We start from the raw sequence: 24417 nt of genomic DNA, 5'->3' as shown, positions 1-24417 counted from the left end.
TCGATCATGCACCATGCTGGGATGGGTTGGCAAGCGCTTTCCCAAAAATGGGTGAAGACTGCCATAATTTCTTTAGCGCCAGTCTCGAAGGCTTGCAGAAAAGGAGGGCCTCGTGGCCGCCAGCACACTAAGTGAAGTTGCCCGTTTGGCAGGGGTCTCCCTTGCCACAGCGTCCCGTGTCCTCAACGGTTCCACCCGTAAACCCGCGGAGGATATTGCGGAGCGCGTCCGGGAGGCTGCGGAAAAGCTCGGCTACGTCCCCAATGCCCAAGCCCAGGCGCTCGCAAAGTCCAGCTCAGGGCTCATCGGCTTGATTGTCCACGACATCGCCGACCCCTACTTTTCCGCCATTGCCCGCGGCGTCCAGGAGGCAGCCCGCCAACAGAACCGTATGGTGCTGTTGGCCAGCACGTCCGGCGCCCCTTCGGATGAGCGTGAAGCCGTGGCAGCCTTCGCTGCCCGTCGCGCAGATTCAATTGTCATTGCGGGTTCACGCTCGGCACGGCCCGAGGATGAGCAAAGCAACCTGGAGCTCGCTGCCGAGTTGGACCGCTATTGCCGTAATGGTGGGCATGTCGGCGTAGTGGGCCACCCGATCGTGGGCTCCACTGCCGACGAGGGCTACCACGTAGTTGAGGTGCCCAACGAGGACCTCGCCGCGGAGCTTGCTGACGAGTTGGCTGCCTCCCATGAGGGCGCCTTCGTCATTGTTGGCGGCCCTGAGGGACTCTTTACCTCCGATGACCGGATCCGCGGCTTCCAGCGCGGACTCGCCGACGCCGGCCGGCACCGCGCCGAGGTCATCCGAACAGGCTTCAACCGTGCGGGAGGATACGACTCCGGGCTGGCGCTGGCCGAACGAATCAAGGCCTCGGGCGAACGCCTCTGCATCTTCGCCGTGAACGACGTCATGGCCATCGGTGTGACCGCCGCACTGCGCTCAGAGGGCGTGTGGATTCCGCGTGACGCTAACATCGCCGGTTTTGACGACATCGAAACCCTGCGGGACTTCCGTCCCGCCCTGTCCACCGTGTATCTGCCGCTGGAGGACATTGGGAGGCTGGCGGCTGGCGACCCGGACGACGGCCCTGTGGTTGGTTCCGTCAAGCTCCGCCGAAGCACGGAGCTTCCGGTGGAGGGCCAGGCGGGTTAGTTGGTGCGTCCGCCCGCGGGATTCGGCTTGGATTGCTTGCACCCGTGCTGGCTTGACTAGGAGGCCCTCAAAGCCATAGTGTCATTTGTGACATCTAGAACAGGTGTGACATTTGTGTAAGGGGCATTCGATCATGACCGTTTTTGAGGTCTCTGCCGTTAACGTTCCGACTGAACAACTTGGCGCCCTGCGCCAGTTCGCTTGGACTCTTGAGCAATCTCAATTGCGTGATCTGCTCCTTGGGCTAACCAGCCATGTCGAGCATGGCTCCGACGTCGCCCTCTTGGAAGCCGATGCCGAACTGACGCCCAGCCAAGTGGCGAGCCGCCTCAAAATGAGCCGCACTCATCTTTACAAGTTGCTCGACAATGGGTCGCTTCCCTCTCATCGAGTTGGRCGCGACCGTCGCATTCGATTCAGCGATGTTGTTGAGTTCGAACGGCAGCGCCAGCTAGATCGACACGAACTTGCAGAGCGCCTTGCCAGCCCTCGAAAAACGCGCACACGAGTCATTGATGAGCTTCTTCTCGAAGATTAACGATTTCTGCAGGAAAGCCGCGCCTTAAGGCTCAAGGAGCGGCATTCTTGACAAGATCGCTACATGGCGCATGATAAGGCAGCTAGGCCCACGATTCGGCTCCTCCGCGAGGACTTGCCTGAAGGCTGGTTGCAAGTAGAGCAGTTCCGCGCCGCGGCGCAAGAGCAGTGGGACGATCTACATCCATTTGCCGCCGTTGATCATCCTATTGTCCGTAAGGCGTCCGAGTCTCTCGGGCCCAACCCTGCCTTTGACTCGACGACGCAATTGATTAGTTGTTCCGGTGACCTGAGGCTGATTGAAATCAGACATTCCCAGTGGCGTGCTGGTGTGTGGACTGACCATGAGTCGGGTGTGCGTTGGGTAGTAACAGCCGGCCTGGCCAAGGGAGGCCATAAAGACCACGACGACTTCTACGAGCAGCTTGAGCTGCTGGTTGGACTCGGCAAGGCGAACAGTTTGCTGCCGAGCGAAAAGGATCGCCTCCTGCTGAAGCGGGAGACCATGGCCAGAGAGCTGACCAGATGGGAAATGGAAATTCAAGAGAGTATAACGCTAGCTCTTGAAGCCGTCCTGTCCCTCGGAATCCACCGAATAGATATCCGTCATCCCTTGAGGCCGGAGAAGTTTGCCGCGATTGAACTCGCCTACGCATCCGTTGCGGACTTGAGCGACGGCTGCGAGGAGCTCGTTGTCGAGTTCATCTTTGAGAACAAATTCGTGGGCAGTGAACTTGGCTGGGAAGCAAGAACACGAGTACTCAACACCTTGTGCCCGCCGGTTCAGAAGTGGGACCGAACAAAAGACATCTACTCGATCGTTATGGAGCCTGGTTTTTGCGCCCGTCAAGTGGAGCTTCTTCGCACTGCCAACTCTGACGGGCAGCTTATGCAGGCAGAGCTTGGAAACGCTAGCCATTACGCTCATCAGCGGCATATTGCTGATAGCAGCGTCTTTGGGAAGAGCATCCGCGCCCTATGTGGCGTTTACTTCGTCCCTTCTCAAGATCACAAAGAAATGCCTGTCTGTCCCAACTGCACGGGCGTACACCAACGGCTTCCGGACCGCTGATGGAGCGGGCCGACTTTCGCAAGCCCTAGAAGAGCCGACTGATGAATTCGCTACGAGTCCACTCACCAGGGCAGGAGCGAAGCTAGTCTTCCCCGAGCGTGATGGTGTGCAGGAATGCTGCGTCGTTGAGCACGTTGTCCGGGAGGTCATCCTCAACGAACTCCAACATGATGTCCATGTCCTTGCCGTTTCCCCGCAGGGCGTCGGAAACTGTTTGCCACAATAACTTCCTGTTCCGGAGCGGGAAGCGCTCGGCATTCGGTCCCCAGGAAAAACAGTGGACGCCGACGACATGAGGCAACACCCGGTGCAGCGAGTCAAGCGCTTGTTGGTCGGAAAGCCCGACGGCGGGTTGCCAGTAAGTGCCGACGTTGGGATGGCTTACCCGCTGCAGGAGTTCAAGTGTCGTTTCGGGGGAGTCGGTGAGGGTGTTCCCGTGATACTCGAAGGCGATGGCGATTCCTCGCTCGGCGGCCAGGTCTGCCACCCGCTGCGTGTCCTTCACGACAGCGTCCCACTGACTGTCTTGAGCGTCTGCCGAACCAAGCTTCCCGGCCCAGATGCGTATTCGAGGTGCGCCTAAGGTCGCCGCCAGCTCCAATGTCGGGCCGAAATCGCCGAAGTCGCCGGCGCGATAGTAGGAGCCAAGCGAAAGGACCGTGAGGCCAGCAGCTTCCGTTGCTTCCTTGGCATGGGCAGCGGATGCAGCGTCACTGACGTGGATATCCGTACCCCACTCGATGCCGGCCAGGCCTGCGTCCGAAGAAATACGGACGACGTCGTCGATCCCTGACTTTCTGAGCGTGACGGAACAAATGCCGGGCGTGAGGTCCGCCAACGTAGTGAGGTCGATCATTGGTTCAGGATAGCTGGAATGCGCTTACCCGAATAGATGAGACCGATGGCTGGACGCTACGCCTCTGCTCCACGGCTTGTGCTGCGCTTCCGGACCTCACGCAACACGATCTGCTCTGGGCAGACTGTCGAGAGGAAGTCGCCGACTGAGAGGGCGAGCCGCTCACCGACGAGTGAGTACAGGATGCGATTGGCATCGCGCCGCTCTGAGATCAGGCCTGCTTGGCGGAGAACGCTCAGGTGTCGGGAAATGGTCGGGCCCGTAGCGCTGAATCTCGCAGCGATCTCGCCCGCGGCCATCTCGCCGTCCTTGAGGTCCTGCAGGATCTGCCGCCTCGTAGGATGCGCGAGCGCGGCGAAGATATCGGATGCTGTATCTGCCATGTTTGCAATATAGCACGATTGCTATATACAGTTTAGCTTCATTGCTAATAAGCGAAGGAGCAAGGTTATGCGTGTGGCTATTACTGGTGGTACCGGTTTTGTTGGTCGTCACTTGGCGGCGCGTCTTGGCAGCGAGGACGTGGTGGTGATCTCTCGTCGGACTGGCGTGCAGATCAATGATGCGGACGCTCTGACGGTGGCATTCGCCGGGTGTGACGTGGTGGTGCACTGCGCGGGGATAAACCGTGAGATCGGAGACCAGACTTTCCGGCGTGTCCATGTGGACGGTACCCAGGCTGTCATTGAGGCTGCCCGACGAGCGGGCGTGAAGCGGATCGTTATGCTGAGCTTTCTCAGGGCAAGGCCTGACTGCGGATCGCCCTACCACGAGACGAAGTGGGCTGCTGAGGAACTCGTCCGGCGGTCCGGGATCGACCACACCATCCTTAAGGCGGGCATGATCTACGGCCCTGGTGATCATATGGTGGACCATGTAACTCGCGCCGTGCGCACCTTTCCAGTATTCGCGACCGTAGGTTTTGGCGAGCGGACAGTCCGACCTATACCGGTCGAGGAAGCCGTCAACGTATTGCTTGCTGCCCTTGAGGGGCGCATTCCAAGCCCGACGGTCGCCGTTGTTGGAGCCGAGGAACTGGAACTTGGCGCGGCTGTTCGTCGCATTGCGCGAGTGGCGGGTAGGCGCCCTGTCTACGTACCCGTCCCGGTGTGGGCCATCCGTATGCTTGCCCAGCTGACCGAGTGGACAATGGTGGTCCCACTCGTGGCGAAAGCACAAGCGCAAATGCTGGCGGAAGGTGTCAGCGAGCCCGCGCCGTTCGCGTCCGAGCTCCCGGAGGAAATTCGCCCAGTTTTGAGGTTCGACGCCGATCGGATCCAGGCCGCGCTGCCCGATGGACGTTTCACGCTGGACGACCTCCGTATCGCACGATGGTGGGCCGGGCAACGTCGCCGCCACGAGGTGGGCCGACTCAGCAGTTAGTTCGATTTACTCAGCGCCCTCCCCATGATCGCCTGGGTGAGTGCATCGATGACTTCAGCGTTGGCCAAGGGATTCCGGATCAAGGTGAAGTCGACGTCTCCCACGGGCGGGAGGTCGAAACGCTGGGTGATGACTTTGAGGTCCTCGGGGACCAGGGACGCGGGCATCACGGCAACGCCAATACCCGCCCGGACTGCGGCGAGCACACCGCTGATCTGCTTGGTGCTGCACGTGATGCGCCATGTGCGGCCCGCCGCTTCCAAAGCGTCGATGGCCAACTTCCGGCTCAGGCTTGGCGCGGGATAGGCAATCAGCGGCACGGGGGCGGCGGGTTCCAGGACTGTTTGCTCAACGCCGACCCACGCGAAGTTGTCATGCCGAACAACCGTGCCTTCCTTGGCGCCTGCCACCCACTTCACGAACACGAGGTCCAGCTGGCCGGCGTTGAGGCGCTTGTAGAGTTGGTCACTCTGACTGACGGTCAATTCGAGGTTGATCTGCGGATACAGTTGGCGGAATTCGCGCAGGATACGGGGAAGGCCTGTGATGGCGAGGTCGTCGGCAGTGCCAAACCGGAGGCGCCCTCGCATTGCGGAACCGGAAAAATATCGTGCTGCGGAATCGTGGGCTGCAAGGATGCTGCGGGCAAACCCGGCCATGGCATCGCCATTGTCCGTCAGCCGAACTTCCCTGGTGTCGCGGGCCACGAGGACCCGCTTGGCGGCGGTTTCGAGCTTGCGTACGTGCTGGCTCACTGTTGGCTGGGCTAGTCCCAATCGTTCGGCCGCCTTGGTGAAACTCAGCGTTTCGGCGACGGCCAGGAAGGAGCGGAGCTGGACAGGTTCAAACACGGAACTCCTCAAGCGCTGGGTCGAATTACTGCGGAAGTGCGGGAGCCTCATTGCAATCCGCAATGCTAGTTATAGACGTAATACGCTTCCATAATTGCTGCTGGCAACCATAGCGTTAAAGGCATCCCACCGAAACTCTCGATCCGAGGACTACCTTTGGCACCCCCACCGCCTTCAGCGGCAAATGTCAGCCAGCCCGTCATCGATTCCCTGTCCGCGCCGCAGACGCCGGACACCGTCACCCAGCCACTCGCCGTCGTAAGCGAAAAGCTGCCCTGGCGGCACACCTTTATCTCCCTGAAGGTACCCAACTTCAGGATCTTCGCAATCGGCCACTTCATTGCCGTGATTGCGATCTGGATGCAACGCATCGCACAGGACTGGATGGTGCTCCAACTCTCCGGGTCCGTCACCGCCGTCGGAATTACCGTGGCCCTGCAGTTCATGCCGTCGTTGTTCCTTGGCCCATGGGGCGGCATGATGGCCGACCGCTTCGCCAAGCGAAAGATCCTCATCATCTGCCAGTCGGCGGCAGCCGTGCTTGCTGCGACATTGGCGGCGCTTTCCCTCAGCCAGCGCGTAGAAGTCTGGCACGTCTACACAATAGCCCTGGTCCTGGGCTTTGTGACCGTCCTGGACCAGCCGGCGCGGCAGGTGTTCGTCAATGAACTCGTGGGTCCCAAATACCTGCGCAACGCCATCAGCGTCAACTCAACAACCTTCCAGCTCGGTGGCCTGATCGGTCCGGCACTCGCAGGATGGCTGCTCACTGCTGTGGGCGCTGGTTGGGCATTCGCGGCCAATGCCGTGGCGTGCTGCTCGACCGTGACTATGCTCCTGATCCTCCGCAAAGACCAGCTGCACCTTAGCCGACCGACACCGCGCAAGAAGGGCATGCTGCGCGAAGGCCTCCAGTACGCACTCAGCAAACCCACCATCTACTGGCCATGGTTGATGGCCGGGTTCGTGGCCGTTTTCGCTATGAGCCTCCCGGTGCTGCTGGCCGCCTTTGCGGACCACGTGTACGACGCCGGGGCCGGAGGCTACGGCCTGCTGAACGCGATGGTTGCGCTCGGTGCACTGACGGGCGCTGTGACGTCCACCCGGCGCCGTCAGCTTCGGTTGCGGTCGGTGGTGCTGTCGGCAGGCTTGTACGGCCTGATGCTCTGCCTATCGTCCGTGATGCCGTCGATGGTCTGGTTCAGCGTCTCGATGGTCCTGGCCGGATTCTGGTGCCTCATGTTCCTCACCGCGGCAAACCAGATGGTGCAGACCAGTTCCAATATGAGCATTCGTGGCCGGGTCATGAGCCTCTACTTGGTGGTACTCATTGGCGGCCAGGCAATTGGCGGTCCCGTGATGGGCTGGCTCGCCGAGCACCTTGGTCCGCACCTGGCCATCCTTGTGGCTGGCGGGGTGCCGGCAACGGCGGCGGCCGTGGTCGCCGTCGTGCTGGCCCGGAAGGCATCCCTGCACATCAAGGTGGACTTGCGGGACAGGCGTCGGGTGCTCCGCATTGTCGACCGGACACAGACTGCATAACGGACGCAAGCGGCCTAACCGCACGCAAACAGAAAGGCAGTGCCTGCGGTGGAGCCGCAGGCACTGCCTTCTTGTTGCGGGGCCTTTAGGCTACGGGCGCTTGGACCGCAGCCGGCAGGTGTGGGGACTCCGCCGAGCGTCCCTGGAACTCGAGCACATCGGGGTTGCGGATGACGCCGTCGCGAATCTCGATCGCTCGGGAGATCGTCTCATTGGCGTCCCATGCGTCAGGACCCGCGGTCACTGTCTCCAGGAATGGCAATAAGGCCTCGCTGATCTCCCAGCTGGCCGAGTTCCACAGGTAGGAGGGGCTGTGGTCAACGGCGTAGTAGTTCACATGCCCGCCCACCCGGAACATGGGCTCATCGAATGTTGTGGACCTTGCCCAGCTGAATCCCATGCCGGGATCGCAGGACACGTCCACGATCAGGCTGTCCGGCCGGAAATCGGCCAGGTCCTCGGTCCGCAGGTACGTCAGCGGCGAGTTTGGGTCCTGCAAGGTGCAGTTGACCACAATGTCCGCGGCAGCAAGGAACGGGGCCAGTGGCTTGCGACCACCATCTGTGATGACTTCGCTCAGGAATGGTGCATTGTTGTCGTGGTCGAACTGCACGATCCGCACTGAGTGAATCGGGGATCCAACCGCGGCGACTCCGCGGTTGGTCAGCACCTGGACATCATGGACGCCGTGAGCATTCAGGGCGGTCACTGCACCTCGGGCAGTGGCGCCGAAACCAATGACCACTGCCGTCAGGCGGCGACCGTAATCACCCGTGGAACCGGTCAAAGCCAACGCATGCAGCACGGAGCAGTATCCGGCAAGCTCGTTGTTTTTGTGGAAGACATGAAGTCCGAAACCGCCATCGGCAGCCCAGTGGTTCATGGCTTCAAACGCGATGAGCGTTAGTTTTTTATCGATCGCGAGCTGGGTGATGGCCTCGTCCTGAACGCAATGTGGCCAACCCCAGAGGGTCTGCCCGTCCCGGAGTTCAGCAAGATCCTCGGCCTGCGGCTTGGGCAGCAGAATAACGTCGTTTTGGGCGATGAGCTCTCGCCGTGTGCCCAGTCCGCCGACAAGTCCGGCGAGTTTGCTGTCCGAAACACCAAAGCATTCGCCATAGCCATATTCAAGGTGCAGCCGTTGGCGCAGTTCCGGAGCGATGCGCTCAAGATGTTCCGGGTGGATCGGTAGCCGTTGCTCGTTGGGCTTCAGCGAAGAACCCAGAACGCCAATGCTAAGCGGACTTTGCGCCCCAATCACTTTTTATTGCCGGTTGCGGGTTTCGCGGCCGCAGTGTCGGGCGAGTCGGCAGCCCGTTTGTCCGCGCGCTTTTCCTTGATGGATTTACTGGACTTCTTCGATGCAGCTTGGCGCGGTGATTTGTCGCCCATGATCGCTCCCTAGAGCGGAGCCGAAATGGCTCCTGACTCCTGACGATACACCCAGCACCTGAGCCGCTGTGTATCGGGATGACTCACTGCACAGGCTCGACGGCGGGCCGACCATGGGTCACACGGTGGCTGACGCGATCCGCGGTGTCGTCAACGCGGACGAAGTGCTCCACAGGCTCCATGTAGAACCGGGCACTGTTAATGACGCCCTCTTCCACGCCGAAAATGATGACGCCCGTGAGCTCATGTGGCGTGCCATCCCGCCACGCGCCCTGCATGTGCAGCTCGGTCCAGGCCTGGTTGCCGGACACGCTGTGGGACACCATTCGAACCTTGATGTCCGGCACTCCCGTGAAGAGTTGCTCCCAGTTGCTACGGATAGCGTCCCTGCCCGTGAAGCCCCTGGTGGGGTGGGCAGGCGTCTCATTGACATAGCCTGGCGCGAAGCATTCGGCCAAAGCTTCCAGATCGTGCTTGTTCGTGGCTTCCAGCAGGCGGTGGATGACGGCGAGGGGAGCCGCTTCAGCATCGTCGGTGAGAGTCATTGGGGGACCTCCCGGATAGGTGGATGTATCTACGAGTTTAGGCTCGGGGACGGCCGGGGTCGACGGGTGCGGGGGCTTATCTGATGAGTGCCGCCGTCGTAATTCCCAACAAGATGACCCCCTGCCCGGAGGCAAGGGGTCATGATGGAGCGGGCGACGGGAATCGAACCCGCGTATCGAGCTTGGGAAGCTAGCGCTCTACCATTGAGCTACGCCCGCATCGCTGTCGGCTATTCGCCGGAGCGAGTCCTAGCTTAGCGCAGTTACGGCGGTCCTCATGACAGGCGCACACGCCATGTCTACTTGAAGAGCTTCAAGCTGTTCCAACCGGATCCAACCTGCTCGTAGGTAGTCCAGGAACCCCTGCCGAGGCCGTAGTTGTAGAGGTTGCCGTCAGCAGTTTGGGCAGTGATGCCGCGTGTGCCTGCGCCCGTCAGCCCGAAGCTAGGCAGCAGCGTGCGCATGTACTGCCAACCCGTACCTACGGTGGTGGCCGGGCCAAAGAAACCAGCCCAGCCGTCTCCCCGATAGTTGACCAAAGATCCGGAAGCTGTCCTCGCCAGGATGTCGTTGGCTCCATCGCCCTCCCAGTCGGCCATGGTCAGTTCCATGCCGTTCCAGCCCTTGCCGATGACCTGCGGAGCGCTCAGCGCACCGCCGAAGGTGTTGGGGTAGTAGCGCAGCACACCATCCGGAAAATACCCGACGACGCCGGGGCGGGGGTGCGCGTGCGTCCACTTACCCACGGTGATGGTCATGCGATCCCAACCGCCATTGCCCACGACAACCTGGCCAGCGAAGCCGCCGTCGGGAAGGCCGCGGTAAACGCCCAGGACGCCGTTGTCCCACTGCGCAAGGATGTCGTACACGCCATCAATGTCCCAGTCCACCACGAAGCCTTGCTTCAAACCCGTCCAGCCCGAACCGATCTGGACGGGCGCCCCATACCCGCCTGCCGCCGTCGCGGGGTAACGCAGCATCCGGCCTGAAGAGTCGGCAGCTACGAGGTCGGCGCCGGACTTGATGCTGGCGGCGGCTGCCGGGTTTCCAGCGAAGTAGTGCTCCAGCGTCGGGAATCCGCGACGGTTCATGTCAGTGGCCAGCGCTACGCCAACGTACCGCAGATGCCACGGCTCATAGCTGTACCCGGTGGTGCCCGTGTAGCCGTTGGGGTACCGGACGATGAAGCCGTATTTGTGCGCGTTCGCTGCCACCCATTTGCCGGCGGCTGTGTCTCCGAAGCAGGTGCTCAGGCCACAGGAACCCGCAGCATTGCCGATGTCCATCGCGAGGCCGGTCTGGTGTTCGCTGTACCCGGGACGTGCCGAGATGGTGTCCGCGTAAGCCTGGCCGTAGATCCTGACGTAGTAGGCATACACTTCCTGCTGCTGAGCATACGAACGGTAGCCGCTCACGATCGACAGACCGCCGGTACCAGCATCGGCTGCCCCCTGGAAGAGGCCGTTGAGCCAGGCGGCGGCCTCGGCCCGCATGTACTGGCCAGAGCCGCGGGCATTGATGAGGTCGCTGGGGGCGTAGCTGACGGGATTCAGTGGCCTGGATTTATTGACCAGGACAGAGAAGCTTGCAGGGTTCCCGATGGGGTCCAGGCTTGGCAGGGGATTCACCGTGGTGGGCACTGCCACTTTGTTCGCGACTGTGGATGCCACCGCTGATGCTGCCGCCGAGGGTGCCATTGTTGGAAGTGCCGACGCAGGCGTCGCCGTGATGACTCCGCCAGCCACGGCCATGGCGAGGAACGCCGCGCAGGCGGCCAGCCGTCGTCGTGCATTGCCGTGGACAAACGGATGTTTCAGTACTCGCATTACGCCCCCAATTTGGTTTTTGCCAGCGGCACGAACTCTACCCGGCGCGGGACTATGTGTCAGCTGTGTCTCAGATACGCCGCCAGGTAACCATTCGGTCAAGGCTCGTTTGTCTTGTGTCGCAGGGAAGCGAGGCTGACTATTCTGAAGGTGTTAGCTGCAGTGTATGGGGAACCGGGCTACGACATTCGAACCGTACGCCGAAAGAGGTTTCCGTGGCATTTGCAGCTTACGAAGTGGTGATCAGCAGGGATGCCATGACCGTCTATGGATTCCTGATGGATGGCATGAACAACTCCCTTTGGCGTTCCGGCATCCGCAGCATATCGGTTCGATCCGGGGTGCGCGGCCAGAAGGGCGCGGTCTATCAGCAGACGCTCACTGGCCCGGGAGGCCGGCCGATCGCGGCCGACTTCGAAATCACAGAAGCCCGGCCGGGCGCAGAAGTGCGCTTCGCGGTGGTGGCCGGACCGGCCCGCCCCACGGGCGGCTACTACCTCAGCACCGAGGGCAAGACGACGCGGCTCAGGTTTGCTCTGGAGTACCACCCCAAGGGCTTGCAAAAACTCATGAACGGCATGATCCAGAAAACCATGGAAAGTGAAGTTGCCCAGTTGGAGCAACTCAAGACCGTCATCGAGTCCGGCCAGGCGGTTTGACTACTGGGCGGTTCCCTACTGGGCGAGCTTGAAGCCGCTCCAACCACTGCCGATGATCACCGGCGTCGTCAGTCCTCCCGACGTGAGGTCCCAATACTCCAATACTCCATTGGTGCCCAGGCCAGCGACGCCTGTGGTGTTTGCGCCGGTCACTCCTTGAAGTGAACGCAAACCGGTGTAGTCGGTCCACGCCGCACCCACCACAGGCCTGGCCTCCTGCTTCGGGGTGCCCAGCCCGATGCCCCGGTACAGCCTCAGGTATCCGTTGGGCTCCACCGTGAGGAGATCCTGGAAACCATCGGCGTTATAGTCCACCATGCTCAGCCGGACGGCCTTGTTGCCTGTTCCGATTGCCGCCTGGGTTCGTATGTACGTCATTCCGGAATTCTTGTAGAACCAGAGCCCGCCGGATGCATCCATGGCGACAATTTGAGGCAGGCGGTTGTTTGCACACCAATTACCCACGGCTATGTTCAGGGACTCCCACCCCTGGCCCAGGACTCCCGGCGATCCGAAGCCACCTGACTGTCTGCCCGGGTACACCAGGAGCGCTCCATCCAGACGTTGGGCGATGAGGTCAAAGACGCCGTCGCGGTCCCAATCCGATACGAACAACTCCTTGAGCCCGGTGAAACCGATTCCGATCTTGCGGGCCGTGCCGTACTTGGCGTTACCCAAGGACGGGTAGGAATACACCGTTCCGTCCGAGCTGATGGATACAAGGTCTGCAGCGCTGCCGATGGCTGCCGCGCTGAGATTCAGGGTAGGCGGCTGGTACTTGCCGCCGGGTTCGCACACACCCACAGGATCCGTGGGCGGCGTAACCGTCCCGCCGGGCCGCGTGGTGGTTCCGGCAGGCAACGTGGTGTAGCCGAAGAAATTGACCACGCCCCACAGCGTGTAGCGGTTGGGAGTCGTTTGCCAATTGCCATCCGTGTACGTGATTCCAATGCCCATCACATTGAAGCGTGGATCGCGCAGCAGGGCGTCGTGACCGGGGGAGCCCTTCCACCACTCCACCAGTTGGGCAGCGTCACGATCCCATCGGACAGCAATGACCTCACCAGCGCCGTTGTTCGGGTTCAGCGCGCGCGGATCCGTCCAAAAGTTCGCCCTGTGCTGGATCACTTCACGGCTGGCGATGCTGTTCGACCATTCCTGCGCCATGCTCGCCACCGTGGCGTGATACTTCACCGGGGCCAGGCCCAGAGAAGCGCGGTAGCTGTTGATCGCGTTGAACACGGTCAGGATGGCCGCGGTGTTGTCGTCCGGGAGAAGCGCGAGGGCACCGTTGTCCGGATCCGCATCGCTGCTCGGGGTCTTGCCGGGGAAGGGCGTGGGGGCTGGTGTGGGCGAGGACGTCGTTGACGATGGAGTGGGTGTCGGTGTGACCGGCGTTGGTGACGGCGCGGGTGCCGTTTGTGACGGCGTCGGTGTTTGAGTTGCTGAGGGTGTTGGCGACGGCGTTTGAGTCGGTGGCGCTGTTGGCGTCGGTGACTCCGACGGGCCAGGTCCTGCGGCAGGCGCTGTTGGCGTTGGAACGGAGGTGGGGGAAGCCGACGACGGTGCAGATGCGGTGGGAGGACTTGGGGCGGGTGGCTCGTTGGCCTCTGGATTCGTGCCGTCCAAGGAAGGATTATCCGGGCCCCATGAGGGCCCGATGTTCGGCACCGGAGGGGGCGTCTCAACAGTCGGATCTATCGCGATCGGTCTACTCGGCGCACCATTTTCTGAACCGGGGCTGGTCCCCGAACCCGGCCCTGGCGAAGGCTCGGCGCCGACTTCTTCGCTGGGCGCGGGGGTCGCCCCCAAAGGTGCGGCGTCCGGCGTCGTACTGGTTGCAGGGGCCGTGAGGCCGGAAGGAACACTGCCCGAAGAAGTAGTGCCGCCGCCCGGTACGGCGTCTGTCGCTGGCAGGATTTGACTGGACGCGGCTACCAATATGGCCAGCGCGCCAGCCAGCACGATAGCCGTAGGCGCTGACAATTTCCCCACAATTACCCCGCGAATGCTCGTTGCCCCCAAGTACGGGCGCGGCTTTACATGTCCGGGAACTATAGTCCCATGGGGCGGCCCGGACAATGCATGGCCCGGACAAGGCATGGGGTATTTTTGATGCTGTGCTGATCTCTGACCGCGATATTCGTGCCGAAATAGACTCCCAACGGATTGTCCTTGAACCGTACGATCCCGCGATGGTTCAGCCGTCTTCCGTGGACGTGCGGATTGACCGGTTTTTCCGGCTCTTCGATAACCACAAATACGCCCACATCGATCCCGCCGAGGAGCAGCCCGAGCTGACCCGGCTGGTGGAGGTGGAAGGCAATGAGCCTTTCATCCTGCACCCGGGTGAATTCGTACTGGGCTCAACGTACGAGACAGTGAGCCTGCCCGACGACATCGCTGCCCGCCTCGAGGGTAAGTCGTCCCTCGGCCGGCTTGGTTTGTTGACGCACTCCACCGCGGGCTTCATCGATCCTGGCTTCTCAGGGCACGTCACGCTGGAGCTTTCCAACGTGGCGACGCTGCCTATCAAGTTGTGGCCGGGCATGAAGATCGGCCAGCTGTGCTTCTTCCGCCTGACATCCTCAGCGGAACACCCCTACGGTTCGGGTGAGTACGGTAACCGCTACCAGGGCCAGCGAGGACCTACGGCCAGCCGCAGCCACCAGAATTTCCACCGGACCGCCATCTAGCCGGAAATGGGCCGGGCCTCAGGCGCGAATCGTCAGGCCCAGAGTCTCAGGCGCTAACCGTCCGGCGCGGACCCCTCAGGCGCTGACCCATCAGGCGGTGGCGCGCTCGGCCGCCCGCGGCGGTGTGCGGGGGCTCCTGCGGAGTGCCTTGACCACAGGCTCCACGAAGCGAGCGGCCAGCGGACCCGTGATGGCCATGATGAGGACATAAGCCGTAGCCAAGGCGGCGACTTCGTCCGGCACAGCTCCCGAAGCTACCGCCAGGCCAGCAATGACGATCGAGAATTCGCCACGCGCAATCAGGGCCGCTCCCGCGCGGAAGCGGCCAGGCATTGCGATGCCCGCACGTTTGGCTGCCCAGAAACCTGTGAACATTTTGGTGGCAGTTGTCAGCACGGCGAGCAGCAGTGCCCAGCCCAGGACCGGTGGGATGGACGTGGGGTCCGTGTTCAGGCCGAAGGCAACGAAGAAGATCGCGGCAAACAAGTCCCTGAGGGGCTCAAGGATGCGGGTCGCATTGTGGGCTGTGGCGCCGGAGATGGCGATGCCCAACATGAATGCACCCACTGCGGCTGAGACCTGGAGGGCAGAGGCGATCCCGGCTACCAGAAGAGCCAGCCCGAGCACGTTCAGCAGAAACACTTCGGAGTTCTCGCTGTGAACGGCTTGGGAGACGCGGTGCCCATGCTTGAGCGCGATCATCAGAACAACTGTGACGACAGCCAGCGCGATGCCCACCGTCTGCAGCCCACCCAGGAACCCGACACCGGCCAGGATGGCAGTAAGAATGGGAAGGTAAATGGCCATGGCGAGGTCCTCGAAAACGAGGATGGAAAGCACTACGGGAGTTTCGCGGTTACCGATCCGGCCGAGGTCAGTGATGACCTTCGCGGCGATTCCTGAGGACGAGATGTAAGTAACGCCACCCATCACGATGGCGCCCACAAGACCCCACCCCAGAAGAACGGCAATCCCGGCGCCCGGGAGGAAATTCAGCACGAAGTCCAGGACACCGGCCTGCCATGAACGTCTAAGCCCGGTGACGAGTTCAGAGGCGGTGTATTCCAATCCGAGCATCAACAGCAGCAGGATGACCCCGATTTCGCCCGACAGATGCGAAAACTCATGCATGCCATCCAATTTGACGAAGCCGCCTGCACCGAAGGCCAAGCCACCCACCAGGTAAAGCGGAATGGGGGACATGCCGATCCGGCCCGCTAGTCGAGCAAGGAGACCGAGGCAGAAGACGACGGCCCCCAGTTCAACGAGGGCTAGTGCGAGCGGATCCATAGCGGGTCAGCCGTTGCGGAGGATATCGGCCGCCGAGTCGAGGCCTTCCTGGGTGCCAACCGCAACGAGCAAATCACCAGTGTGAAGTACGACGTCGGGTGCGGGCGACGGGACGACCTCGCCTTCACGCATAATCGCAACGATCGAAACGCCACTGCGGGTACGGATCTGGGCTTTGCCCATGGGCTGGTTCACGAATGGGGAATCAGGGGTGATGGAGAACTGGCGGGTTACGATGCCAGGTATCTCGCGGTGGGCTTCTGCCAGACGCATGGCGATGTGCTGCCCGCCCAGGAGGTTGCCCAGGGTGGCGGCTTCATCGGCTGTGAGGGGAATGGAAGCCTGGCAGGTGTCCGGGTCATCCCAGGTGGACACGAAGAGCTCTGTCTCGCCTTCGCGAAGCTCAACGACACCGATGCGACGGCCCGAGGCCGTGACGAAATCCTTACGGATCCCAAGGCCCGGGAGTTCAGTCTCATCCACGTTCATATCTCCACCCTAACTCTGTTGTACCGTCTGGTACGGCGTTCGTATTCAGCCGGTCTTATCTAGTTAACGTTCTGGTACCACCGCTATTTCCACCCTGGTGGGCGGCTTTACCGGCAGGATCACCAGAAGGCCGGCGAGCAGGACAACCATGATGCCGAGGATGCCCCATCGCTGGGCTCCACCTTCTTCAACAATTGGAGCCGCAATTGTGATGCACAGGGTGAAGAGGGTGGGAGCAAGGAAGCTGACAGCCCGGCCCGTGGTGGCATAGAGCCCGAAGAGTTCTCCCGACTCGCCGTCGGGGGCGAGCCTGGCCAGATAGGCCCTTGACGAAGACTGGGCTGGCCCAACAAAAAGGCACAGCAGCAAGCCGAAGATCCAGAAAGTATTGGCGGCAGGCCAGCTGTTTCCAAAGAACACGTAGTTTCCGTTACCAAGCACCAGGATGAAGGTGCCCGCGATCAGCAGACCCACCAAGGAAATCACGATGACTGCCTTTGGTCCGATCTTGTCGTCCAGGAAGCCGCCGATGATGGCACCAACGGCTGCGACGACGTTGCCGAAAATCGCGAAGAAGATAACTTCCTTGAGTTCGAAACCAAAGGTCCCGGCAGCGATCACCCCGCCGAACGTGAAGACGGCAGCAAGGCCGTCGCGGAAGATCGCGCTGGACAGCAGGAAGTAAATGGTGTGGGGACTGGTGCGATAAATGGCCACGATCCGCCGGAGCAGCAGCTTGTACGACGCGATGAAGCCCAGGGAAGCGGTGTCCTTCTTCACGGAAACTTCCGGAACGGCGAACAGCACGGGCAGGGCGAAGATGAAGAACCACAGAGCCGAGAAAATGGCCACAAGCCGGATGTTCAATGATTCGTCAGTGGAAGCACCGAACCATTCGAAAGATGGCTGCACGAAGAGTTGCAGGACCAGCAACAGGGCCACGATCCCACCGAGGTATCCCATGCCCCAGCCAAAACCGCTGACCTTGCCGATGTTTTTGGGTGTGGAGATTTGGGCCAGCATGGCGTTGTAGTTCACGCCGGCGAACTCAAAGAAGATATTGGCAAGCGCGATCAGGCAGACACCAAGAAGAAGGAATCCCGGCTGCGGGAACACAAAGAAGCACAGGGCCGTGAGGACGGCTGTGGCAGCGGTGTTGACTCCGAGCCAGAGCTTGCGCCGGCCGCCGGCATCCGAACGTTGGCCCGTCACCGGGGCCAGCAGTGCGATGGCCAGGCCCGCGACGGCCAACGCAGCACCAAGTGCGGCAGACGCGGCGTCCTCTCCACCGAAGGCAGACGAGGTCAGGTACACCGTGAAGACGAATGTGGTCATGATCGCGTTAAAGGCAGCCGAGCCCCAGTCCCAGGACGCCCAGGCAAGGATTTGGCCCTTCTTGGAGGAAGCAGGTCCGGAGGCAAGCTCGGATGCTGGGTGGGAGGCTTCGGGAACTGCGGCCGCGTTCATAGCCTGAATGCTATCGGGACTCGGACAGTGGCGGGCAGATGACAGACCGCTATGTGAATAACGCAGTGGGAATTCATTCGCAGGCCCCATCGGCTCCGGCCAAAAACTGTCCGGGCCCCTTGATAAACTGGTCCAACTGAACCCAACGTATGACCGCCTGCTCCAACTTTTGACAATTCTTTTCTGACTTTGCGGAGAAAACAGTGATCACAGTTCTCGCCACCACCTTTGTAGCGGCAACTGTGGCGCCCTTGATCTTCAGAAAACTTGGTCGGAACGCCTTCTATGTCCTGGCAGCGGTTCCCGCGATCGCCTTCGTTTGGCTGGTCCTGCAGTATGGCCCCGTATATTCCGGCGGCGGTATAGAAGAAGTATTCCCCTGGGTTCCGAACCTGAAGCTCGAGTTTGCGTTCAGGATGGACGCACTCGCCTGGGTCATGTCACTGCTCATCCTCGGCGTTGGCGCCCTGGTGTTGGTCTATTGCGCCCGGTACTTCAAGAACAAGGACCCTGGGCTCGGTGGGTTCGGCGCCCAGCTCCTGGCTTTTGCTGGTGCCATGTTCGGCCTGGTGACGTCCGACGACCTCCTGATGATGTTCATCTTCTGGGAGCTCACCACCGTCCTGTCATACTTGCTCATCGGCTATGCCCGGACCCGCCTGGCCGCGCGGCGTTCTGCCCTTCAGGCGCTGATGGTTACAACAGCCGGCGGGCTGGCGATGCTCGTGGGTCTCATCATCCTTGGCCAAGCGGCAGGAACCTACCGGATCTCCTCCATCCTGGACCAAGCCGGGACGCTCGTTAACGGCACCACAAGTGGGATGGTGGGGGCCGCCGTCGTTCTCATCCTGGTGGGTGCAGTGACCAAATCGGCGCTGGTCCCTTTCCACTTCTGGCTTCCGGGTGCCATGGCGGCTCCAACTCCCGTGAGCGCCTACCTGCATGCCGCGGCCATGGTGAAGGCCGGTATTTACATCGTCGCGCGGCTGGCGCCAGGTTTCGCGGAATCGCAATTGTGGCCGCCAATGGTCCTCGGCCTCGGCTTGGCCACGATGTTGGTTGGCGGATACAGGGCCCTCCGACAGACAGATATCAAGCTCATCCTGGCCTATGGAACGGTGAGCCAGCTCGGCTTCCTGACCATGGTGGTGGGCCTGGGCAGACCTGACGCCGCCCTTGCCGGGCTTGGGCTTCTGCTGGCCCATGGCTTGTTCAAAGCGGCACTGTTCCTGGTGGTCGGCGTCATCGACCACCAGTCGGGGACACGCGATATCCGGAAACTCTCCGGCGTCTTCCGCTCCTCACGAGCCCTCGGGGTGGTGGCCGCGATTGCCGCCGCCTCCATGGCGGGCGTGCCGCCGCTGGCGGGTTTCGTGGCCAAGGAGTCCGTGTTTGAAGCCTTCGTGCACTACGGCATGGGCCATGACGCACCTGCCTGGGGCATCTGGATTCTGATCGGGCTCGTGATCGGTTCAATCCTTACCTTCGCGTACAGCGCACGCTTCATGTGGGGTGCCTTTGCCACGAAGCCCGGTATAGAGCACACGCCGTTCAAAGCCATCAAGCCCGCCTTCCTGGCTGCGCCTGCCCTTCTGAGTTTCCTCACCATTGTTTACGGACTGTGGCCCGCGCCGGTGGATAGTTGGATCCAGCCTTACGCAGCGCTGTTCGCAGATGGGGAGGAAGCCGTCGACGCCGGGCACTTGGCTTTGTGGCATGGGCTCACTCCGGCTTTGGGACTGACCGCGATCACTTTTGTTGTCGGTGCCGCCATGTTCTACGGCCGCAACGTCGTTTCACGCGTGCAAGGCCTGGTTCCCGATTGGGTGGACGGCGACCGCGCCTACCAACATACGATTGGCGCTTTGGATGACGTCGCAGTGTGGGTCACGGGCCGCACCCAGCGTGGTTCACTGTATTTCTATCTGACGGTCATCCTCACGGTTGCCTTCGCAGTGCCCCTCGCAGCTCTGCTCGTGACCAACAAACCGTTGCCTGACGGCATCTATTTCATCGATCCGAACTCACCGTTGCAGTTGATCGCGGGAGTGGGCATCGTGGTGGGCGCGCTGGCCGCTGTCCGCGCCAACAAGCGCTTCCTGGCGGTGCTCATGGTGTCTGTCACCGGTTACGGCATCGCGCTCATGTTTGCCTTGCAAGGAGCGCCTGACCTTGCACTGACCCAGATGCTGGTGGAGACCATCGTGCTGGTGGCCTTCGTTTTGGCCATGCGCAGCCTGCCCGCCGAACTACGGGACCGAACGGGTGGCCGCCTCCGGGTGATCCGCGTGATCGTAGGTGCTGCTTTCGGCATCACCATGATCTTCGTTGCCATCTACGCCATGGGTGCCCGGGTGGCCACGCCTGTCTCCCTTGAATTCCCACGCCTGGCCTACGAAGGCGGCGGTGGCCTGAACGTGGTCAACGTGACCCTCGTGGACATCCGCGCGTGGGACACCTTCGGCGAAATTTCGGTCCTGGCCGTGGCCGCCACTGGCGTTGCCAGCCTGATCTTCGTGCGCAGCCGCGGCGATCGCATCAAAACCTCAGAGGCAGTACCGGAAGGTAGCGTGGGGCGGCGCACCGGCGTCGACCGCGACTCCCGCGACGGTGCCCGGCTGGCCGTGGCAAGGAAGTTCACGGACGTTACCCGCGATGCCTGGCTCGTAGCAGGCCGGACGCTGGCTCCCGAACGGAGGTCCATTATCTTCGAAGTGGTCACCCGGCTGATCTTCCACTCGATGATCGTTTTTTCCATCTATCTACTCCTTGCGGGTCACAACTTGCCCGGCGGCGGCTTCGCAGGCGGTCTGACCGCAGGCATCGCGCTCACCATCCGCTACCTCGCCGGAGGACGCTTCGAGTTGAGTGAAGCGGCGACAGTGAGTGCAGGAACGCTGTTGGGGACAGGACTAGCGACGGCGGCAGCGTCCGGTTTCGTGCCGCTCCTCCTCGGCGGCCAGGTGTTCCAGAGCGCGATCATCGAGTTTTGGCTGCCCGTATTCGGAGACGTCAAGTTCGTAACGTCCACGATCTTTGACATCGGTGTCTACATCGTGGTGGTGGGACTGGCGCTCGACGTTCTACGCAGCCTGGGCGCTGAGATCGACGAACATTTTGAAGGGAAGGTGCCAAGGGCCGTAAAGACCCGAGCCGCCGAGTCTGAGTCCGCCGAAACGGCCGCCTCCGGGAAGGGCAACCCATGAGCATCAACCTGACCCTCCTGATCGTCATGGGCGTCCTGTATGCCTGCGGTATCTACCTGATTTTGGAGCGAAGCCTGACTCGCGTCCTGCTTGGCTTGATGCTGCTTGCCAACGCCACCAACCTGCTGATCCTCAGTACGGGAGGGTACGCCGGACTCGCTCCTTTATTCGACAAGGAAACAGGCTCCAGTGAGTACAACGACCCCCTGCCACAGGCGCTCATCCTCACATCGATCGTCATTTCATTCGCCGTCACTGCCTTCATGCTCGGCATCATCTACCGGACTTGGGCCTTGGCACGGCAAGACGAGATACAGGATGACATCGAAGACCGCCGCGTAGCCCGGACTCCCAGCTTCGACAAGGAAGACGACGCCATTGTCCCGCTGGAAACATCGGAGTTCGCGATCACTCCGGCCAGCCCCGAAGACCGCGCCCAGCCGGACGCGACCGAAAAGCCCAACACTGTAAGGACCAAGGAAGGAGGCAGCCCGTGAACCTCGCCAACCTGTCGCCACTGGCCGTCCTCCTTCCGATTCTCGGGGCGGCCCTCGCGTTCGTGCTGATCCGGCATACGGCTGCGCAGCGGGTAGTCAGCATTGTGATCCTCAGCGCGACACTCCTGCTCGAATGCCTGCTCCTGGCGTCCGTGTGGGAGGGAGGCACCACTTCCGTCACGCTCGGTGGATGGCTGCCGCCATGGGGCGTGGTGTTAGTGGTGGATCAGTTCTCCTCACTCATGCTCGTGGTTTCCACCGTTGTCAGCCTCGCGGTCCTGATCTACGCCACCGGCCAGGGCATGGCAGATGGCGACAAGGAAGCGCCAGTCTCGATCTTCCACCCCACTTATCTGATCCTGGTGGCGGGCGTATCCAACGCCTTCCTCACAGGTGACCTTTTCAACCTGTACGTGGGCTTCGAAATCCTGTTGACGGCCAGCTATGTGCTGATGACCCTTGGCGGGACGGGGCCGCGCATCCGTGCCGGCGTCACCTACGTGGTGGTCTCCGTGGTTTCGTCCGTCTTGTTCCTCATCGCTATCGCCATGATTTACGGAGCTACAGGGACCATCACTATGGCGGACCTCGCCATCAAGCTGGCCGAACTGGATCAAGGAACCCAGAATCTCCTGCACGTGATGCTGCTGGTGGCGTTTGGGATCAAGGCGGCCGTGTTCCCTCTGTCCTTCTGGCTTCCCGACTCCTATCCGACAGCCCCGGCTCCCGTCACAGCCGTCTTTGCTGGCTTGCTGACCAAGGTGGGTGTTTACGCCATGGTCCGCACCGAGACACTCCTCTTTCCCGGGGACACCCTCAACGTGCCCTTAATGGTGGTGGCGCTGCTAACCATGGTGGTGGGCATCCTGGGTGCCTTGGCACAGAGCGATATCAAACGTCTCTTGTCCTTCACCCTGGTCAGCCACATCGGCTACATGGTGTTCGGCTTGGCAATGTCGTCCGTCGCGGGGCTTGGCGCTGCCGTGTTCTACGTGGCGCACCACATCACAGTGCAGACCAGCCTGTTCCTGGTCACTGGCCTGATTGAGCGCAGGGGCGGATCGTCGTCCATTGACCGCTTGGGTGGCCTGGCCAAACTCTCGCCACTCCTTGCCTTGCTGTTCTTCGTCCCTGCGATGAATCTTGCGGGCATCCCGCCATTCTCGGGTTTCCTTGGCAAGCTCGGGCTTCTCCAAGCGGGCGTGCAACTGGGTACGCCGCTTGCCATCGTTTTGGTGGTGGGCGGCGTCGTCACCAGCCTCCTGACGCTGTTGGCAATTGCCCGTGTTTGGAACAGGGCATTTTGGCGCAAGCCCGAGGACGCCGAGTACCCGGACCCCGTGCTTCAGACTCCAGGCAATGTTGGGGTACTGCCCCGGACAATGGTGGGCTCCACGGCTGGCCTTGTGGCCTTCGGTGTTGCGCTCACGGTCTTTGCTGGCCCACTCTTTCACCTCGCCGACGGCTCGGCGGAAATCATGTTGGACCGCACTGCCTACATCCATTCAGTCCTGGGGGACTCCGCGGAGGTACCAGCGGTGGGTCAGTCAGGGGCTGCCAAATGAGCCGTAAACCGATCTCCTTCCGCACTGAACTGCCGCTGCTGATATGGCTGGTCATCGTCTGGGGTGCCCTGTGGAGGGACTTCAGTCCGGGAAACCTGCTGTTCGGTGCGCTCATCGCCGTGCTCGTGGCCAAGTTCTTCTACCTTCCGCCAGTGGAGCTCGGGGGCAGGTTCAACGTGCTGCGCGCCATGTCATTCGCCCTGATGTTCCTGGGCAGAGTGGCGGCAGCGAGCTTCCTGGTCCTCTACCTGGCCGTAGTGAAGGGTCCAAAGGTGCGCAGCGCCGTCGTCGGTGTTCCGTTGCGCAGCCATTCTGACCTCATAGTCACGGCAACCGGGCACGTTATCTCGCTGATTCCGGGCTCGCTGGTGGTGGAAGTGGACCGCTCGACGTCCACGCTTTACCTGCACGCGCTCAACATTTATGAGGATGCTGATATCACTAAGATCCGCCAGGAAGTCCAGAACATCGAGGCCGCGCTAATCCGGATCATGGGAACGCGCGAGGAACTCCACGCACTCCAGGCTGAACCCGGTGCGGGCATGGAAGGGGCAACCCTGTGAAAGAACTTGTTCTGCTGGTAACGGCGGTGATCCTGAGTTTGGCTGCGGTGGGCGCGATCATCCGCATCGCCATCGGCCCGTCCTTGTTGGACCGCGTCTTGGCATCGGACGTCCTGCTGGCCATTCTTGGCGCAGCGCTTGCCATCGACATGGCGATGAACCGGCACCTGAACAACCTGGTGTTGCTCGTGGCTCTTGCGGTAATTGGCTTCGTAGGCTCGGTAACATTTGCCCGATTCGTAGCGGATCGGAGGGATCACAGCAATGAGTCCTGAAGCGACCGGAGTGGATGCAGTCATTGATGCGGTGACGGCCGTGTTTCTTGTGGTGGGTGCCCTGATGTCGCTCGGAGCCGCAATTGGCCTCCTGCGGTTTCCCGATCTCATGAGCCGCATGCACGCGGCAACCAAGCCGCAGGTCTTGGGCCTATTCCTCATGCTTGCAGCCATGGGTCTGCAAATGCGCACATGGTGGGTTTGGCCGGTTCTGGTGGTGGCCTGGATTTTCCAGCTGCTGACTGCGCCGGTCTCCGCACATATGGTGGGCCGCTCCGCTTACCGGACCAAGCATGGGCACCGCGAACTGCTCACCAAGGATGAGCTTGAAGCGGTTGTCCAAAGGGCAGCCGCCGACGGTTCCACCCCGGACGATTAGAACAACGCGGGGTCACTTAAGCACCCTCCCGACAGCGGTGAGGGACCCTAACTGACCCCGCGTTGGAACAACTATGCGCGGCCTAGATGTATTGCCCACGGAGGTTGGTGACGCGGCTGGCTGGTGGCTGACCTTTGAGTGAGGTGTGGCCTCGATGATGATTGTAGTGATGGA

25 protein-coding genes and 1 tRNA gene are annotated in these 24417 nt (G+C 61.5%); 14 read left to right on the top strand and 12 right to left on the bottom strand.

The window, feature by feature from the left end; genetic code table 11:
- Positions 1 to 112: 112 nt before the first annotated feature.
- From AB4Y87_RS20315 to AB4Y87_RS20305, 3 genes are all read left to right on the top strand, one after another.
- Complete coding sequence (locus AB4Y87_RS20315) at positions 113 to 1153, top strand: LacI family DNA-binding transcriptional regulator (RefSeq protein ID WP_442006088.1); 1041 nt, start codon at positions 113 to 115, stop codon at positions 1151 to 1153.
- Between the two features lie 133 nt (positions 1154 to 1286).
- Positions 1287 to 1691 carry a helix-turn-helix domain-containing protein gene (locus AB4Y87_RS20310; protein WP_442006087.1) on the top strand — a complete coding sequence of 135 codons (405 nt, stop codon included), beginning with the start codon at positions 1287 to 1289 and terminating at the stop codon, positions 1689 to 1691.
- Positions 1692 to 1754: 63 nt separating this feature from the next.
- Entirely contained in the window at positions 1755 to 2762 is a 1008-nt protein-coding gene (locus AB4Y87_RS20305) for a DUF3039 domain-containing protein (RefSeq protein ID WP_442006086.1), read from the top strand.
- A gap of 82 nt (positions 2763 to 2844) precedes the next feature.
- On the opposite strand, the gene AB4Y87_RS20300 is transcribed toward AB4Y87_RS20305, so the two are convergent.
- Both AB4Y87_RS20300 and AB4Y87_RS20295 read right to left on the bottom strand, forming a co-directional pair.
- Complete coding sequence (locus AB4Y87_RS20300) at positions 2845 to 3618, bottom strand: sugar phosphate isomerase/epimerase family protein (protein ID WP_442006085.1); 774 nt, start codon at positions 3616 to 3618, stop codon at positions 2845 to 2847.
- 56 nt (positions 3619 to 3674) lie between these two features.
- Positions 3675 to 4001 carry a metalloregulator ArsR/SmtB family transcription factor gene (locus AB4Y87_RS20295; RefSeq protein WP_442006084.1) on the bottom strand — a complete coding sequence of 109 codons (327 nt, stop codon included), beginning with the start codon at positions 3999 to 4001 and terminating at the stop codon, positions 3675 to 3677.
- A 67-nt stretch (positions 4002 to 4068) separates the two neighbouring features.
- Between AB4Y87_RS20295 and AB4Y87_RS20290 the strand changes: the two genes are divergently transcribed.
- Positions 4069 to 5001, top strand: a complete 933-nt coding sequence (locus AB4Y87_RS20290; protein WP_442006083.1) for an NAD-dependent epimerase/dehydratase family protein — start codon at positions 4069 to 4071, stop codon at positions 4999 to 5001.
- Here the strand turns inward: AB4Y87_RS20290 and AB4Y87_RS20285 are convergent.
- Complete coding sequence (locus AB4Y87_RS20285) at positions 4998 to 5852, bottom strand: LysR substrate-binding domain-containing protein (RefSeq protein ID WP_442006082.1); 855 nt, start codon at positions 5850 to 5852, stop codon at positions 4998 to 5000. The two genes, AB4Y87_RS20290 and AB4Y87_RS20285, sit on opposite strands and share 4 nt — an antisense overlap.
- Before the next feature lie 156 nt (positions 5853 to 6008).
- Here AB4Y87_RS20285 and AB4Y87_RS20280 point away from each other — a divergent pair, with 156 nt between their 5' ends.
- Entirely contained in the window at positions 6009 to 7394 is a 1386-nt protein-coding gene (locus AB4Y87_RS20280; protein ID WP_442006081.1) for an MFS transporter, read from the top strand.
- Positions 7395 to 7479: 85 nt separating this feature from the next.
- On the opposite strand, the gene AB4Y87_RS20275 is transcribed toward AB4Y87_RS20280, so the two are convergent.
- The 5 genes from AB4Y87_RS20275 to AB4Y87_RS20255 form a co-directional block, all read right to left on the bottom strand.
- Entirely contained in the window at positions 7480 to 8655 is a 1176-nt protein-coding gene (locus AB4Y87_RS20275; protein ID WP_442006080.1) for a N(5)-(carboxyethyl)ornithine synthase, read from the bottom strand.
- Complete coding sequence (locus AB4Y87_RS20270; protein WP_442006079.1) at positions 8652 to 8786, bottom strand: hypothetical protein; 135 nt, start codon at positions 8784 to 8786, stop codon at positions 8652 to 8654. Before AB4Y87_RS20270 ends, AB4Y87_RS20275 begins: the two co-directional genes overlap by 4 nt.
- A gap of 83 nt (positions 8787 to 8869) precedes the next feature.
- A complete protein-coding gene (locus AB4Y87_RS20265) occupies positions 8870 to 9331 on the bottom strand; it encodes a nuclear transport factor 2 family protein (protein ID WP_442006078.1) in 462 nt (153 codons plus the stop codon).
- Positions 9332 to 9476: 145 nt separating this feature from the next.
- Positions 9477 to 9550, bottom strand: a tRNA-Gly gene (locus AB4Y87_RS20260).
- Positions 9551 to 9630: 80 nt separating this feature from the next.
- Complete coding sequence (locus AB4Y87_RS20255; RefSeq protein ID WP_442006077.1) at positions 9631 to 11157, bottom strand: M15 family metallopeptidase; 1527 nt, start codon at positions 11155 to 11157, stop codon at positions 9631 to 9633.
- Positions 11158 to 11372: 215 nt separating this feature from the next.
- Between AB4Y87_RS20255 and AB4Y87_RS20250 the strand changes: the two genes are divergently transcribed.
- Positions 11373 to 11816, top strand: a complete 444-nt coding sequence (locus tag AB4Y87_RS20250) for an SRPBCC family protein (RefSeq protein WP_442006076.1) — start codon at positions 11373 to 11375, stop codon at positions 11814 to 11816.
- Positions 11817 to 11831: 15 nt separating this feature from the next.
- Here the strand turns inward: AB4Y87_RS20250 and AB4Y87_RS20245 are convergent, their stop codons facing one another.
- The gene (locus AB4Y87_RS20245) at positions 11832 to 13445 is read right to left on the bottom strand and encodes a CAP domain-containing protein (RefSeq protein ID WP_442006075.1); all 1614 of its coding nucleotides are present in this window, start codon (positions 13443 to 13445) and stop codon (positions 11832 to 11834) included.
- A 31-nt stretch (positions 13446 to 13476) separates the two neighbouring features.
- Here AB4Y87_RS20245 and AB4Y87_RS20240 point away from each other — a divergent pair, with 31 nt between their 5' ends.
- Positions 13477 to 13740 carry a hypothetical protein gene (locus AB4Y87_RS20240; protein WP_442006074.1) on the top strand — a complete coding sequence of 88 codons (264 nt, stop codon included), beginning with the start codon at positions 13477 to 13479 and terminating at the stop codon, positions 13738 to 13740.
- 196 nt (positions 13741 to 13936) lie between these two features.
- Positions 13937 to 14512: a dCTP deaminase gene (dcd, locus tag AB4Y87_RS20235; protein WP_216927188.1), complete on the top strand. Its 576-nt coding sequence runs from the start codon at positions 13937 to 13939 to the stop codon at positions 14510 to 14512.
- 90 nt (positions 14513 to 14602) lie between these two features.
- Here dcd and AB4Y87_RS20230 read toward each other — a convergent pair whose 3' ends face one another.
- The 3 genes from AB4Y87_RS20230 to AB4Y87_RS20220 all read right to left on the bottom strand — a co-directional run bounded on the left by AB4Y87_RS20230 (position 14603) and on the right by AB4Y87_RS20220 (position 17758).
- Positions 14603 to 15802, bottom strand: coding sequence for a cation:proton antiporter (locus tag AB4Y87_RS20230; protein WP_442006073.1), 1200 nt, complete (start codon positions 15800 to 15802; stop codon positions 14603 to 14605).
- 6 nt (positions 15803 to 15808) lie between these two features.
- Entirely contained in the window at positions 15809 to 16291 is a 483-nt protein-coding gene (locus AB4Y87_RS20225; RefSeq protein WP_442006072.1) for a cation:proton antiporter regulatory subunit, read from the bottom strand.
- Between the two features lie 63 nt (positions 16292 to 16354).
- On the bottom strand, positions 16355 to 17758 hold the full coding sequence (locus AB4Y87_RS20220) for an MFS transporter (protein WP_442006071.1): 1404 nt from the start codon (positions 17756 to 17758) through the stop codon (positions 16355 to 16357).
- 203 nt (positions 17759 to 17961) lie between these two features.
- On the opposite strand from AB4Y87_RS20220, the gene AB4Y87_RS20215 reads away from it, so the two are divergent.
- Genes AB4Y87_RS20215 through mnhG form a run of 6 tightly spaced genes read left to right on the top strand, consistent with a single transcriptional unit; the run spans position 17962 to position 24243 of the window.
- Positions 17962 to 20964: a Na+/H+ antiporter subunit A gene (locus tag AB4Y87_RS20215; protein ID WP_442006070.1), complete on the top strand. Its 3003-nt coding sequence runs from the start codon at positions 17962 to 17964 to the stop codon at positions 20962 to 20964.
- A complete protein-coding gene (locus AB4Y87_RS20210) occupies positions 20961 to 21461 on the top strand; it encodes a Na(+)/H(+) antiporter subunit C (RefSeq protein WP_442006069.1) in 501 nt (166 codons plus the stop codon). The genes AB4Y87_RS20215 and AB4Y87_RS20210 overlap by 4 nt, the downstream gene beginning before the upstream one ends.
- Positions 21458 to 23026 carry a Na+/H+ antiporter subunit D gene (locus tag AB4Y87_RS20205; protein WP_442006068.1) on the top strand — a complete coding sequence of 523 codons (1569 nt, stop codon included), beginning with the start codon at positions 21458 to 21460 and terminating at the stop codon, positions 23024 to 23026. Before AB4Y87_RS20210 ends, AB4Y87_RS20205 begins: the two co-directional genes overlap by 4 nt.
- Positions 23023 to 23589 carry a Na+/H+ antiporter subunit E gene (locus AB4Y87_RS20200; protein WP_442006067.1) on the top strand — a complete coding sequence of 189 codons (567 nt, stop codon included), beginning with the start codon at positions 23023 to 23025 and terminating at the stop codon, positions 23587 to 23589. Before AB4Y87_RS20205 ends, AB4Y87_RS20200 begins: the two co-directional genes overlap by 4 nt.
- On the top strand, positions 23586 to 23864 hold the full coding sequence (locus AB4Y87_RS20195; RefSeq protein ID WP_442006066.1) for a monovalent cation/H+ antiporter complex subunit F: 279 nt from the start codon (positions 23586 to 23588) through the stop codon (positions 23862 to 23864). Before AB4Y87_RS20200 ends, AB4Y87_RS20195 begins: the two co-directional genes overlap by 4 nt.
- Positions 23854 to 24243, top strand: coding sequence for a monovalent cation/H(+) antiporter subunit G (mnhG, locus tag AB4Y87_RS20190; protein ID WP_442006065.1), 390 nt, complete (start codon positions 23854 to 23856; stop codon positions 24241 to 24243). Before AB4Y87_RS20195 ends, mnhG begins: the two co-directional genes overlap by 11 nt.
- Positions 24244 to 24417: the final 174 nt, after the last annotated feature.

This window comes from Paenarthrobacter sp. RAF54_2, from assembly GCF_052113945.1.
Lineage (GTDB): Bacteria > Actinomycetota > Actinomycetes > Actinomycetales > Micrococcaceae > Arthrobacter.
Note: the sequence above shows the minus strand (reverse complement) of the source record. Positions and strands in the feature narration are given on the sequence as shown.